The sequence below is a fragment of the Cupriavidus sp. R6-3 genome (assembly GCF_059772245.1).
Genome location: NZ_JCBAJO010000024.1, coordinates 26533 through 40429, shown reverse-complemented (window position 1 = coordinate 40429; position 13897 = coordinate 26533). Strand labels below are relative to the sequence as shown.

Annotated in this window: 14 protein-coding genes; 5 read left to right on the top strand and 9 right to left on the bottom strand. The window is 65.0% G+C overall.

Annotated elements, in window-relative coordinates:
* Together AC6EI8_RS07110 and AC6EI8_RS07105 are read left to right on the top strand one after the other, a co-directional pair.
* Positions 1-380, top strand: a 380-nt coding sequence (locus AC6EI8_RS07110) for an alpha/beta fold hydrolase (protein WP_498381596.1), incomplete at its 5' end; no start/stop codon positions are given.
* Between the two features lie 142 nt (positions 381-522).
* On the top strand, positions 523-1830 hold the full coding sequence (locus AC6EI8_RS07105; protein WP_498381595.1) for a cation:proton antiporter: 1308 nt from the start codon (positions 523-525) through the stop codon (positions 1828-1830).
* A 313-nt stretch (positions 1831-2143) separates the two neighbouring features.
* On the opposite strand, the gene AC6EI8_RS07100 is transcribed toward AC6EI8_RS07105, so the two are convergent.
* Positions 2144-2719, bottom strand: a complete 576-nt coding sequence (locus tag AC6EI8_RS07100; protein WP_498381594.1) for a TetR/AcrR family transcriptional regulator — start codon at positions 2717-2719, stop codon at positions 2144-2146.
* Between the two features lie 197 nt (positions 2720-2916).
* Between AC6EI8_RS07100 and AC6EI8_RS07095 the strand changes: the two genes are divergently transcribed.
* Positions 2917-3564: a glutathione S-transferase gene (locus AC6EI8_RS07095; protein WP_226109635.1), complete on the top strand. Its 648-nt coding sequence runs from the start codon at positions 2917-2919 to the stop codon at positions 3562-3564.
* 94 nt (positions 3565-3658) lie between these two features.
* On the opposite strand, the gene AC6EI8_RS07090 is transcribed toward AC6EI8_RS07095, so the two are convergent.
* The 7 genes from AC6EI8_RS07090 to AC6EI8_RS07060 form a co-directional block, all read right to left on the bottom strand.
* Positions 3659-4663, bottom strand: coding sequence for a Bug family tripartite tricarboxylate transporter substrate binding protein (locus AC6EI8_RS07090; protein WP_226109629.1), 1005 nt, complete (start codon positions 4661-4663; stop codon positions 3659-3661).
* Positions 4664-4741: 78 nt separating this feature from the next.
* On the bottom strand, positions 4742-5581 hold the full coding sequence (locus AC6EI8_RS07085; RefSeq protein ID WP_226109627.1) for an amidohydrolase family protein: 840 nt from the start codon (positions 5579-5581) through the stop codon (positions 4742-4744).
* The gene (locus AC6EI8_RS07080) at positions 5574-6509 is read right to left on the bottom strand and encodes an SMP-30/gluconolactonase/LRE family protein (protein ID WP_498381593.1); all 936 of its coding nucleotides are present in this window, start codon (positions 6507-6509) and stop codon (positions 5574-5576) included. Before AC6EI8_RS07080 ends, AC6EI8_RS07085 begins: the two co-directional genes overlap by 8 nt.
* A 42-nt stretch (positions 6510-6551) precedes the next feature.
* The gene (locus AC6EI8_RS07075; RefSeq protein ID WP_226109634.1) at positions 6552-7496 is read right to left on the bottom strand and encodes a Bug family tripartite tricarboxylate transporter substrate binding protein; all 945 of its coding nucleotides are present in this window, start codon (positions 7494-7496) and stop codon (positions 6552-6554) included.
* 177 nt (positions 7497-7673) lie between these two features.
* Positions 7674-8603, bottom strand: coding sequence for a hydroxyacid dehydrogenase (locus AC6EI8_RS07070; RefSeq protein WP_226109622.1), 930 nt, complete (start codon positions 8601-8603; stop codon positions 7674-7676).
* Positions 8603-9286 (bottom strand): RraA family protein, encoded by a 684-nt coding sequence (locus AC6EI8_RS07065; RefSeq protein WP_226109621.1) that lies wholly within the window; start codon positions 9284-9286, stop codon positions 8603-8605. The genes AC6EI8_RS07070 and AC6EI8_RS07065 overlap by 1 nt, the downstream gene beginning before the upstream one ends.
* Before the next feature lie 37 nt (positions 9287-9323).
* A complete protein-coding gene (locus AC6EI8_RS07060; RefSeq protein WP_226109619.1) occupies positions 9324-10292 on the bottom strand; it encodes a Bug family tripartite tricarboxylate transporter substrate binding protein in 969 nt (322 codons plus the stop codon).
* A 92-nt stretch (positions 10293-10384) separates the two neighbouring features.
* Here AC6EI8_RS07060 and AC6EI8_RS07055 point away from each other — a divergent pair, with 92 nt between their 5' ends.
* Positions 10385-11158, top strand: a complete 774-nt coding sequence (locus AC6EI8_RS07055) for an IclR family transcriptional regulator (protein WP_226109617.1) — start codon at positions 10385-10387, stop codon at positions 11156-11158.
* 192 nt (positions 11159-11350) lie between these two features.
* Here the strand turns inward: AC6EI8_RS07055 and AC6EI8_RS07050 are convergent, their stop codons facing one another.
* Entirely contained in the window at positions 11351-12889 is a 1539-nt protein-coding gene (locus AC6EI8_RS07050) for an amidase (RefSeq protein ID WP_498381592.1), read from the bottom strand.
* 97 nt (positions 12890-12986) lie between these two features.
* Between AC6EI8_RS07050 and AC6EI8_RS07045 the strand changes: the two genes are divergently transcribed.
* Positions 12987-13892, top strand: a complete 906-nt coding sequence (locus tag AC6EI8_RS07045; protein WP_226109615.1) for a LysR substrate-binding domain-containing protein — start codon at positions 12987-12989, stop codon at positions 13890-13892.
* The last annotated feature ends 5 nt before the right edge of the window (positions 13893-13897 follow it).

The window sequence follows — 13897 nt, the reverse complement described above, 5'->3', positions numbered from 1 at the left end:
CCGGCTCAGGCGTCATGCTGCCCGCCTTCCGTGATCATCGCGCCGGCCTGCGGCTGTGCTTTCACACGCAGCCGGATGCGCCAACGATGGAGCGATTGCTGGCCAATGCGGCAATGGCTTCGTGGACGATGACACGCGCGACGCCGTCGATGACGGTGGCCGTCGCGGAAGGACTGCCCAAGGCGCAGGTGCCGATCCTGCTGTTGTATGGGGCCAGGGACGCCTTGGTCATGCCCCAACCGGCCATTGCACGTGCCCGGGCGCTCAACCCGCGCGTTCGAGTGAGCCTGTACGATAATTCAGGCCATGCGCCCTTTCTCGAAGAGCCGCAGCGATTCACCCGCGATCTGGCGGGCTTTGTCTCCGCGGCAAATCGCTAGCCGGAAGCGGTCGCCAGCTTGGCGGCTTGGGGCCGGACAGTGCAGCGCGGATCGCCGGTAAGCAGGAACTGGCCCACAGCCGCCCCGTGTGGGATCGGTGCCGCCCGGTTTCATCCGCCTGGAAAACCGCCTTGAGGGGGAGATGACTGTGCTCGCGATCTGGGCGTTGGTGATCGGCGGCCTGATGGTGACGATGGGGCTGATCGGCTCGGTGGTGAAACGCCTGCCGATCTCGCCCTCCGCGCTATACCTGCTGTTTGGCGTGGCGCTCGGACCCATTGGCGCCGGGATGATCACGCTGGATCTCCACGACCCTGGCCATGTCCGGCTGCTGGAGATCGTCACCGAAGTGGCCGTGCTGATCTCCCTGTTCGGCGTTGGGCTGCGTTTGCGTGTCCGCATGGCGCTGTCGATATGGCGGATGCCGATCCAGCTTGCCAGCGTGGCGATGGTGCTCACCATCGCGGGGCTATGCGCGGTCGGGGTCGGTTGGCTGGGTCTGCCGTTCGGTGCCGCGATACTGGCCGGCGCCATTCTTGCGCCGACCGACCCCGTGCTGGCGTCCGACGTGCAAATGGCGAACACCGAAGACCGGGACATCGTTCGTTTTGGCCTGACCGGGGAAGGCGGCCTCAACGATGGCACGGCGTTCCCGTTTGCGATGCTTGGCCTGGGCCTGCTCGGCTATCACGAACTGGGTCCCGGGCTGACGCGATGGATTGCCGTCGACCTCGTCTGGGCAACGCTGGGCGGGTTTGGAATCGGCGCCGCGCTTGGCTTGCTGGCCAGCAAGACCATCCTCGCCTTGCGCATGCGTTTCCATGAGGCTGTCGGGCTGGAGAGCCATTTCACGCTGGGCCTGATCGGCGTGGCCTATGGCGCCGCCTTGTTGGCCAGCACCTATGGCTTCCTGGCGGTGTTCGCGGCGGGCGTGGCAATGCGCCAGGTCGAACGCGAGGAGAACCCGAACAGGTCGCCGGAAGAAGTGCTCGGCGCCCTTCCCGCAAAGGGACTCGAACAGATCGCCACGCACGAGAACAAGGCTGCCGCGTATCTGACGCAGACCGTTTCCGAGTTCTCCTTCGATGTGGAGCGGCTGGCCGAACTGTGCGTCACCCTGCTGATCGGCACCATGCTGACGCGGGCAACGTTCAGCGTTCCAGCTTTGGGCACTGCCCTGCTGCTCATCCTGCTGATCCGCCCGCTCTCCGTCTATTTGTCCACGATCGGCATGCGCTTGCGGCCGGCGCAACGCCGGCTCACCGCATGGTTCGGCATTCGCGGCATCGGCTCCCTGTACTACCTGGCCTATTCGCTGGCACATGCACCCGATATGGCCCATGCCGACCTGCTGCTTCAGATCACCCTGTGCACGGTCGTGGTGTCCATCGTGCTGCATGGTTCGACCGCTACACCGCTGATGGCAAGGTACCAGCGGGTCCGGCAGTGACCGCCCGGCGGTCGGCGCCTGGCGCGCCTGTCGCGGCGCCTCAACGCCAACGACAGGAGGTCCGCGACGTGGCCGACGCGCTATCGGCCGGCCGGTGGCTCCGCTCGCACGAATTTCAGTACGGCCTGCGCTACCTCCGACAGACTCTCTCGAGCACGAAGTGACCAGCGCCGGAAATTGTCAGGCGTACCAACTCTGTGGCCATCCCGGAATGAGAAGGATCGGATCGCCCTTTGCCTCCGTTCCGCCTTCCACGTAATGCAGCCTGGCCAGTGTCTGCAGCGGATCGGGGTTCGTCCGGCTTGGCGGCTTGCTAGGCCGGCAAAAGGCCGGCCTTCCGATAGCTTTCGATCAGCGAGTCGTAGACCGAGATGTCGGACTGGCTCCTGGCAATGAGCTGGGCGCCGGCGATCGCGGCAAAGATCGCGCGAGCCCGCGCTCGCCCTTCCTTGCCCGAGGCCACGCCTGCCGCGGCCAGCACCTTGGTCAGCCAGGCAATATTGACGTCGACAAAGGTCCGGACCTCCTTCCTGACCACCTCGGGCAGATCGTCGGTTTCCGCGGCCATGAAGCTGCACAGGCAGATGCGATTGCTGCTCTGGAGCGCCTTGCGGAACATGTCGGGATAACGATGCAGGCTGTCCAGGGGGCTCTTCGATTTGGCCAGCGAGGCGTCCAGGTGCGCCGCCGCGGTTTCCCAATAGCGCCGGGCTACCGCCGCGCCGAGATCGGCCTTGCTGTCGAAATGGTGGTAGATGCTGGCGGCCCGGATGCCGACCACCTCGGCCAGATCGCGAAAATTCAGCCCGCCATAGCCATGGGCCTGCGCAATGGTGGTGGCGGCCGCAAGGATTTTCTCTCTGGAGTTCTGTCTCGCGTCACTGGTCATGGCTTCCACCTCTGGGACCGGAATGGATGTTGACACCCCGTATTGTACCTTGTACGTTTACCCTAACGAACGTTAGGTAGGCTAACGAATCAAATAAACGTACATGACGATCGCCCTGGTTCCGTTCCACTTCCACCGACCGAGGAACTACACGAATGAACGCCAATGGCAGTGTCCAGACAATCCAGCCGCCCACCATGACGATCCATGACTTTCCGACCGGGCCCTATCCAACCCGCGTCCGCATCGCGCTGGCGGAAAAGAACCTGCAATCGCGCGTGCGATTCGTCACGGTCGATCTCTACAAGGGCGAGCACAAGGACCCCGAATTTCTCGCCAACAAGAACTATTCCGGCACGCTGCCGGTGCTCGAACTGGAGGATGGAACCTGCATTGCGGAATGCACGGCCATTACCGAGTATCTCGACGCGCTGGACGGCGCGCCGATACTCACCGGTCGCACCGCGCGGGAAAAAGGCGTGATCCACATGATGAGCAAGCGCGCCGAACTGGAGCTGCTCGATCCCATCAGTGTCTATTTCCACCACGGCACGCCGGGATTGGGTCCCAAGGTTGAGATCTATCAGAACCCGGAGTGGGGAGCGCGGCAACGCGACAAGGCACTGCGAGGCATGCGGTACTTCGATGCCGTTCTGCGTCAACAACCGCATGTCGCCGGCGAATCGTTTTCGATGGCCGATATCACAGTCATCGGGGGATTGATCTTTGCGTCGCTGGTGAAGCTGCCGGTGCCCGCGGAATGCGCGGCCCTTGCAGCCTGGTACCGGCGAATGCTCGAGCGCGACAGCGTAAGGCACCAACCGGTGTTTCGAGCGAGGGCTTAGATCGACAGGCACATCTCGTCGAAACGATGCATGAAGCGCCTTGCCAGGCCAAACGCTCGGGGCGTAACGATGAAGCCGGGGGCCTCTTTTCGCCCTACTCCAGCACGATGCCCCCTGCTTTACCGACGCGCGTCCACTTCGCAATGTCTTCTTTCTGTAAATCGGCAAGCGCCTGGGCCGCACCACCCGCCGGTTTGATCCCCAAGCCGTCGAACTGAGCCCGTACCTCCGGGTCGTTCAACGCGCGGTTGATCTCGGCATTGAGTTTCTGGATCACCGCTGTCGGGGTACCCGCGGGGGCAAAAATGCCCTGCCACTGTTCGGCCTCGAAGCCAGGCACACCGGCCTCTGCCATCGTTGGAACGTTCGGAAAGCCCGGAACCCGTGCCTTCGTGGCGACGGCAAGCGCCCGCAGCTTGCCGGCTTTTACGAGCGGCAGGATCGGCGCGGTGGGCGCAAACATGAAGTCGACATGGCCCGCCATGACGTCCTGAATCGCGGGAACGTCCCCTTTGTAAGGTACGTGGGTCATGCGTATGCCTTGCTGCTGCTGCAGCAATTCCGCAGACATCTGAAGGATGGTGCCGGTACCACCGGAGCCGTAGCTCAGTTTGCCCGGCTCGCGCTTTGCCGCCGCCAGCAGACCACGGACGTCGCGATAGGGACTATTTGCCCCGACGACCAGAACACTCGGAATGGTTCCAACCAGAACCACCGGCGCAAACGATTTGACCGCGTCGTAGGTCGGCTTGGGATTCAATGCAGGGTTGATGGCGTGGGATGCCGTGGACGCGCCGAGCAGCGTGTATCCATCGGGCGCAGCCCGGGCGACGAATGCGGAACCGATGGCGCCGGTAGCGCCTGGCTTGTTTTCGACCACCACTGTTGTATGCAGGGCTTGTCCCAGCTTCTGGGCGATCAGCCGGGCCACGATATCGGTAGTGCCACCGGGGGGATACGGGACGACGTAGGTGATGGGCCTGTTCGGCCAGTCCGACTGCGCCGTCGCTGCGACAGGCGCCCCGGCGGCGACGGCGGTCAGCGCCACGATGAGGGCGCACAAGGGGTTACCACGGAAGTGGGAAAACAGTTGGGGCATCAGGTATCTCCATATGTTTATGTTGTCGATTTGCAGACTGGCCTTGGCTCGTCGCGCCGCGGTGCGAGCGCCCGAGGACTATCCGTCGTCGAAGCCGTAAAGCGCCTTGGGGTTGTGGACCAGCACCTGCCGGGCCACCGCATCGCTGGCGCACCATTCGCGAAAAAGCGCGAGCATGCTGCGATCATCGATGGGATCGCCACCCGCAGCCTGCACGGTGGGATGCGGCCAGTCGGAGCCCCACACCATGCGATCGGGCGCCAGGCGCGTGTATCGCGATGCCAGTCGCGCCGCGTCCCGGTATGCCGGCGGCCCGTCGAGGGTTTCGATGTAGGGTGCGGACAGCTTGACCCATGCCTTGCCGCACTGAACTAGGTCCGCGATCACGGCATACCCCTTCTCTCCTTCGGGCCTGCCGAATGGAAGATGTCCGTAGTGGTCGAAAACCACGGCGACAGGGAGGGCGCGGAGGGTCGCCGCGATGTCGGTAAGCCAGCCGGCGGGGATATTGAGTTGAACGTGCCAGCCCAGCGGAGCGATGCGGGCGGCAAGTCCGGGCAGCGCAGAAAGGTCGAGCGGGCCCGGCATGGTGAGGTTGAAGCGGATGCCGCGAATGCCGGCACGATGAAGTGTGTCGAGCTCCGTCTCGCCAACATCTGGACCAACGACTGCAACGCCACGCGCCTCACCGCCCAATTGCGCGATTGCATCGAGCGTGCAGGCATTGTCGAGCCCGTAGGTGGACGGCGTTACCACCACGGTGCGCGTGGTTCCCTGGCGCCGCTGCACGGCACGGTACGCCGATACGGTGGCATCGGGCGGCAGCAGCGTCGCGCCCGGCGCTGCCGGATAGCGGCTGTCATAGACATGCATATGGCAGTCACACGCGTTGGCGAACACCGCGTCCGGCTCACGCACGGTATTCCCCTGCCCTGCCGCCATGAACCGGAGCGCCCGATTCCGGCATGTCGATACGCAATATGCTGCTGCCGGTGGATTCCGTGATGAACAGCGTCTTCCCATCCTCCCCACCGAAACAGAGGTTGGTCACCGAGGCTCCAGCAGGGCCGCGGATGATCTCGATCGGTTCGGCGCGCGCGTTCAACACCCAGACATAGCCGAGGCCCGGGTTGGCGACAAGGAGATGACCATCGGCGCGCATGGCCAGGCCGTCGGGCCCGCTCGGCCCGTAGCTCGTAAAGAACTGCCCTACCTTGCTGACGGAGCCATCGTCCTGCAGCGGCACCCGCCAGACGCAATTGCCCCGGGTCATGGCCACGAAGAGCACCTTCTCGTCCGGCGACAGTACCAAGCCGTTCGGGCTCGGAGCGTTTGCGATCAGCACATCGAGGCGGCCATCCGGTGTCAGCCGGTAAACCCGCCCGGTGGGATCGTGCATGCCGGTCTGCCCCTGGTCGGTGAAGTAAAGGTTGCCGCGGGCGTCGAAGGTCAGGTCGTTCAGTCCGCGAAACCGCTCGCTGTTCCGGCGCTCCAGCCAAGGCCGCACCGTACCGGTCCGCGCGTCCAGCACCATCAACCCGTCGCGGTAGTCGGTGATCAGGAATTGGTCGCCGGACAGCCGCTTCATGCCGTTGGGTTCTCCGTCATACTCGGCAACCAGCTCCCATTCTCCTGTAGCAGAGATGCGGAATATCCGTCCGAAAGGAATGTCGGACACCCATAGGTGGCCATCTGCCCATACCGGCCCCTCAAGGAACGCATCGATACGCGCGCCACCGCGATTGGCGCGCGCCCAGTCCGTATCCACATGACGACGGCGCAAGGCATCCGGCATCATCGTGAAGACTTCGGCGTCCCGCAGCGCGGGCGGTTGCAACAGATACATGGGTTCGACTCCTGGTTTGGATGCGCCTGGATCTTGCTTGGACTATTGCTTTTCGATGTTGGCCTTCTGTGCCACCGATGCCCACTGTGCCGTTTCACGCTGGATCAGTTGCGCAAAGCCATGGCTGTCCAGCTTCCCTGGCTGCGATCCCATGTTCTCGAGGAAGGCTTTCACATCGGGCGACTCCAACGCCTTCTTGACGGCTTGCTGGAGCTTCTGGACCACGTCCGGTGGCGTTCCCTTCGGCGCCGCGAGTCCGGACCAGTTGAAGAGAGAGAAGTTGGGAACGCCGCCTTCCGCGAATGTCGGTGCGTCCGGCAGCGCCGCAACCCGCTCCTTGCCGCTGATGCCAAGCAAACGCATTTGCTTGCCCTTGACCTGTGACAGCACACTGGGCGTCGACAGCACCAGCAGGTCGACGCTGCCCGACAGCAAGCCCACAACGGCATCGCCTGCCCCCTTGTAAGGAACATGCATCAACTCGATGCCCGCTGCTTGCTGGAACGCCTCCGTGGCGAAGTGAGGCGCACTGCCGGGTCCACCGGTCCCGAACGTGACCTTGCCGGGATTGGACTTGGCATAGGCAACCAGCGAAGCCAGGTCCTTGAAACGCGAGTCGGCCTTGACGCCCAGAACGACCGGTGAAAAGGCGAAGGGAGCGATGGGAATCAGCGCCGACGCATGGTCCCAGTTGAGCTTCTTGAAGACATAGGGCAGCGTCGTGTAGGAATTATCGTTCGCAAGCAAGGTATAGCCGTCGGCTGGCGCATTGACGACCACACTCGTGCCAATGGTTCCCGACGCACCGGGCTTGTTTTCGACGACGAAGCTCTGGCCCAACTGGATAGACAGCTGTTGCGCGACCTTGCGCGTCACCACGTCTACCGCACCGCCCGGCGGGTTCGGCACGACGATGCGGACAGGCTTGTCAGGATAGGCTGCAACGGCCGACTGGCTCGTCATCGCAAACGCCAGTGCGCCGACCATCGTCGCAACAAGGGATTGAACGGTGTTCACTGCGGTCTCCTATGGCAGCGGTCGGCTCACTGCCCCTCGTAAACGGGGCTGCATGCGGGGGCAGCATGCGCGCCGCGGCAATTGATTCGAAGGCAATTCGGAAGCGCGTCTATGCAGAGCACAGCGCGCATATCGGAGGGCGGCGGCTCAGGCGACGCTCGCGCTCTCCAGCACGGCCAGTACGTTCCTCGCGGCGCCCAAGCCCATGTTCACGTAGGCTGCGTCACTGACACCGCCAATGTGCGGCGACAGGATCAGGTTCGGCACGTCGCGGAACGGATGAGGCGAAGGGAGCGGTTCGTTCTCGAAGCTGTCCAGGCCAGCGGCATACAGCTTTCCGCTGCGCATGGCGTCGACGAGAGCAGCTTCGTCGATGAGGCCGCCCCGGGCCGTGTTCACCAGGATGGCGCCGTCCTTGAAGGATGCAATCGTTTCGCGGTTCAGCAGGCGCCGGTTCTCGTCGGTCAGCGGGCAATGCAGGGACACCACGTCCGCGTCGCGGAACAGTTGCGTCAGCTCCACCAGCTGAACTCCCTCGGGGACGGCGCTGGCAAACGGATCGAAGCCCAGGACGCGCATGCCCATTGCCCGGCCGATGACGGCAACGCGCCGGCCGATCTCGCCCAGGCCAACGACGCCCAGCGTGCGGCCTGACAGTTCGATGGCCTTGTGAGTGGCCTTGTCCCAGTGGCCGGCCCGCATGCGGTCGTCCAGTTGCGGGACCGATTTGGCGCAGGCCAGAATCAGGGCCCACGCGTGTTCCGCCACAGCCGCCGCATTTGCGCCCACTGCCGCCTTGACGGCGATACCGCGCGCTGCGGCGGCCTTCTGGTCAATGACGTCGATACCGCTGCCGTGCTTGGAGATGACCTTCAACGCCGGGGCAGCATCCATGATCTCCGGGCCGACCTTGCCGTATCGAACAATGATCGCCACGGGATTGTGCTGCTTTGCCAGGGCAATGAGGTCATCGGGCTGCGGCGTCTTGCCGGCAAAGATCACTTCATAGTCGCGCAGCAGCGCCACGGCCTGGGGTGCGAGGTCGGCAGCCGTAACCAGAATGCTGGGCCGGGACATCAGAGCACCTCACCGTCTTTGATCACGCCGGCGGTGACAAGCGAGGCAAGCAGCCACGGCGCGTTGGTATTGCCCTCGCGAATCTGGGCGATGCGGCGCGCCTCGGCCTCCTCCTTGTGGGCAGCCAGCGGCAACAACGCTTCGATCTTCTCGCGCTCGACCGCGACCACGCCATCGGCGTCGCCGCAGATATAGTCGCCTGGCTTGATCGTCACGCCCCCTACCGAAACCGGGTGGCCGAGGCGGCCGCCCGCTTCCTTGGTGGGACCGTTCGGGTTGGTACCGACGGAGAACACGGGAAAGCCGAGTTCTTCAATCTCGAGGCTGTCGCGCACGGCCCCGTCCATCACCACGCCCGCCAGGCCACGCTGTCGCGCCGCATTCATCATGATGGCCCCCATCAGGGCCGACGTTTGATCGCCCTTCCCGTCGATGACCAGCACATCGCCCGGCTGCGCCAGTGCCAGCGCGGCATGGATCATCAGGTTGTCGCCCGGGCGGACTTCCACGGTGAAGGCCGGTCCAGCCACCTTCATGTTTGGCCGCAGGGCCTTGATACGGCCATGCAAGGCACCACGACGGCCGGCAACGTCGGCCAGGATGGCAGGCTGGAATTTGGCGGCGCGGGCGACGAGGTCAGCGGGCACACGTTCGAACGATTTGACGATATTGGGCAAGCTCATGATGTGGCTCAGAAAGACGGGAAGGAATGGAGTGGAGTCAGTCCAGCTTGGTGCCGGACGCCTTGATGACCGCCGACCAGCGCGTGATGTCCTGTCTGATCAACGCGCCGAATTGATCGGGCGTACCCGCCAGTACGGTGGCGCCCTGGTCGTTCAGTTTTTTGGCCAGTTCCGGCACCTTCAGGGCCTTGTTGAACTCGGCGTTCAAGCGCATCACGATGTCCGTGGGCGTGCCGGCGGGCGCGACAAAGCCGAACCATGTCGCGGCGTCAAAGCCCTTGACGCCGGATTCGGCGAAGGTGGGCACCTGAGGCAGGTCCGACACCCGGGCAGCAGAGGACACCGCCAGAGCCCGCAACTTGCCGCTGCGGATATGGCCGAGCAGGCTGGGGACGGACGCCATATAGAGGTCGACCTGTCCCCCGATAAGGTCATTGACCGCCTGCGCGGCGCCCTTGTAAGGAATGTGGGTCAGCTGGAGCGCAGCCGTGCGCTGAAATTGCTCGCCAGCCAAATGCGCGACGGTGCCGTTCCCCGGCGAGGCGAAGTTGATGGTCCCGGGCTTGGCACGGCCGGCTGTGATGACGTCCGCGAGCGATTTGTAGGGCGACGACACTGACGTCGCGAGAACGAGCGGCGCGCTCGCCACCATGCCGACGGGGACCAGATGCTTGAGCGGGTCGTACGGCAGACGTGGGTACAGCGTGGGATTGATGGCCAGATTGCTCGTCTGGCCCATGCCGATCGTGTAGCCGTCAGGGGTGGCCTTTGCGACCGCGTCGATACCGAGATTGCCGCCGGAGCCCGGCTTGTTCTCGATGACGAAGGTCCATCCCGTCGACAGTGCCACCCGATTGGTGACTTCCCGCGCAATGATGTCGGTACCGCCGCCGGCGGGGAACGGAACCAGGACGCGGATGGGCTTGGCCGGGTATGGGGAAGCGGCAAAGGCGAGGGGTGCAGCCGCCATGCAGATGACGGCTGACAAACGGCGTAGGGGATGCATGGGTGTCTCCACAGTGTTGTTGTGGAGCGGATTGTTGTGCATCGTTTCAAGCCGTACAATGCCGTTTCACACCACGCAACTCGTTTCAAGGCATGAACCAGGAAAACGGCCCAACATCCGCCCGCTCGCGCGGCGACGAAGGCAGTGGGGGCGTCATCGCCGTCAAACGGGCACTCCAGGTGTTGGGCGCATTCGATGTGACCGACCCCGAACTCTCGCTCGCGGACATCAGCCGGCGCACAGGCATCCACAAGACCACCGTGCTGCGTCTTGCGAGGACGCTCGCCACGTTCAACTACCTGGTGCAGAAGGAAGACGGAAACTGGCGGCTCGGACGGGCCGCGGGTTGGCTGGGCGCCTGCTATCAGGCCACCTTCAACGTGCAGGAAGTCGTGGAACCCACGTTGCGCGAGCTTTCCATCAAGACTGGCGAAAGCGCGTCCTTCTATGTGCGCGAGGGTCAGGAGAGAACGTGTCTGCTGCGCGTCGAAGGTCCGCAAGCCATCCGTCATCATGTGCGGATAGGTGCGACGCTGCCGCTGGACAGTGGCGCGCCGGGTCGCGTCATCCTGGCTTTTTCCGGCGCATCGGGAGAGCCGTACGAACTGATCCGCCAACGCGGCTTTCATCTGTCCATGGGCGAGCGCGAGCCGGAAGTCTCGAGTGTGGCAGCGCCCGTTTTTGGGCTGCATTGGCGCTTGCTGGGCTCGATGTGCATATCGGGTCCAACCGCTCGCCTTGGAGAAGCCCGCCTTCTCGAGTTGGCGCAGACGGTTGTGGAAGCAGCGAACCGGCTGTCCTATGCCATGGCAGGAAGTCAGTGGCCGGAGGCACGCATGGAGCGGCCTTCGACCTGGCATCCGTGACGATTGACGACCAAGCGGCCGCGTGAAGGACCGCCCAGGTAGCGGTCCGCGCCGATACAACCAGTGAGATCCTGGATTCCCGCCTTCAGGAACGGCGCTTCAAACAGGATGCGCGGGTTGGCGCCGCGCGGCGAGGCGCAAACGCGTTCCTCCAGCCGTTGTTGTTCGCAGGAGCCCTGACCCAGTCGGCCGCTACCCCAACCCCGGCGCACGACGATGCCCCGTCGCCGCCTCGTAGTCGCGCGCGATGCCGAGCAATAGGCGTTCGTCGCCAGGGCGGCCCAGCAAGGACAGTCCCGCAGGCACGCCGGACTCGGTCCAGCCCATCGGCACACTGATCTCCGGAAAACCGGCGGCGCTCGCCATGTGCATCGGCGCCAGAGGATTGGAAACCCGGCAGCGGTAGCTGGGGTCGTCCAGATCGAAGCGCGGCGACGCCGGGCACGCCAGCGTGGGAAAAATCAGCGCGGCGCAGCCGTTGGCCTGCATCAGGCCGGCAAGCGCGGCGCCGAACGCGCGGGCCGCGGACAGGCCCGGGCGTGCGGGCTCGTCGCGAGTTTCCACCGCATGGCGCAGCGCGGCGATCGTCAGCGGGTTCGGCGAGCGCCCTGCTCCATCGCCCAATCCATCGCCCAATCCATCGCCCAATCCATCGCCAATTTGCGCATCGATGCGCGCCAATAGCGCTGCGGCATCCCTCGGGCAAGACGACGGCATCGCCGCCAGATAGCGGTCGAGCTGCACCGCCCATTCGCTGCGCGCGATATCGCCCAGCACCCGCTCGTACAGATGCCGCGCATCGGCGGGCAGCGCGACCGGCACGGTCTGCGCACCGGCGTCGGCCAGATCCATGCACGCTCGCGAAAACAGCGCATCGATCTCGTCATTGCCACCGTTGAAGTCCATCACGATGCCAAGGCGGCGACCGGCAACACCTTCCATCGGGCTATCGATGCCCGCCCCCGGCGCCAGCGCCGCGAGCACCAGCGCCGCGTCGTCCACCGTGCGCGCCAGCGGCCCGACGGTATCGAAGGACTGCGCCAGGGGCAGCACGCCGTCCGCCTCGAGCAAGCCGTGGGTCGGCCTGAGCCCGACCAGGGCATGCACACAGGCGGGGCCGCGCACCGAGCCGAATGAATCGGTGCCGAGTCCGAACACCGCGAAACCGGCCGCCACCGCCGCCCCCGTGCCGCTGCTGGACCCGCTGGCATTGCGGGAGAGCCGGTAAGGATTCAAGGTCAGGCCGCTGGCCGAGCTGTAGCCGAAGCGCCCATTGGACGCGGCGAGCTCCGACATATTGGCCTTGGCCAGCACGATCGCACCCGCGGCGCGCAACCGCGTCACGACCGGCGCGTCGGCGGCGGGCATCGCGTCGCGCAGCGCGGCGCAACCGGCCGTGGTCGGCAATCCGACCGTGTCGATATTGTCCTTGACCACCATCGGGATGCCGTGCAGCGGGCCCCTCGCCCCCCGCAGCCGGCGTTCGCGGTCGAGCCGCACCGCGTCATGCAGCGCATCGGGATGCAACTGGCTGACCGCGTTGATCGACGGCCCGGAACGGTCGAACGCCTCGATGCGCGCCAGATGCCCCGCCACCAGCGCTTCAGCCGTCAACGTGCCGGCATCCATGCGGCGCGCCAGTTCGGCGATCGGCAGTTCGAACACATCGCATGCCGGCGCGAGCTTGCCAGGGGACGCCGGCGCAGCCAGCGGGTTCGTGTCGTCAGTCATCGTGTTACTTTCCCTCACGGAATACATGAACGACAATGGCGCACGCAGTGCCCGCGGCCACCGCACCGAGTCCCGCCGACCGCCCGAGGATGTCCCGATGAAAAGCACCACCAGCCGGAACCTGCCCGCCCTTGCCAACCTGGTGGCGCTCGAAGCCACCGTGCGCAAGGGAAGCCTGACCGAGGCGGCCGAGGAACTGTGCCTGACGCAGAGCGCCGTCAGCAAGCAATTGACGGAACTGGAGACCTTTCTCGGCGTGCGGCTGCTGGATCGGCGCAAGGGGGGCGTCGTCGCGACGGCGACCGGCGTGGAATACCTGAAGCGCGTCAGGCAGGCACTGAATCTCCTCGAGGAAGCCACGCTGGAAGTCCTCACCGGCCGCGCATCCGGCGGCCGCCTCGATGTGTCGGTGCCGGTCTCGCTGGGGAATATCTGGCTGCTGCCACGCATGCTGCAATTTGCCAAGCAGCATCCGCAGATCCAGCTCAACATCACGACCAAAGTCGGTCCGGTCGACCTGCTCCACAGCGGCCTGGACGCCGCCATCATGTACTGCGGCGGGCCGCCGCCGGGACACTTCGGCGTCGAAGTCATGCCGCTCGAGCTGTTCCCCGTATGCGCCCCGGACAGGCTGCCGCGCCGCGGTACGCTGTCCCAGGCGCTGCGGCACCTGCCCCTGCTCCATCAACAGACGGCGCTGGACGCGTGGCCGGCCTATCTCGCACAGATTGGCGCCAAGGTGGCAAGGCCCGGCGACGGGCCACGCTACGGCCTGCTGACCATGGGCCTGCAGGCCGCCATCAGCGGCATGGGCGTGGCGCTGCTGCCCGACTATGTCGCCGGCGACGATCTTCGGGCCGGCCGGCTGGTGCGGCTGTCCGACACGAGCTATCTGTCGCCGAAGTCGTATTACTTCGTCTGCCTCGAAGAGAAGCGCGCCAACCCGACGCTGGTGACCTTCGTCGACTGGCTGCTGCAAACCGCCAATGCCGACGCAGGCTGACTGGC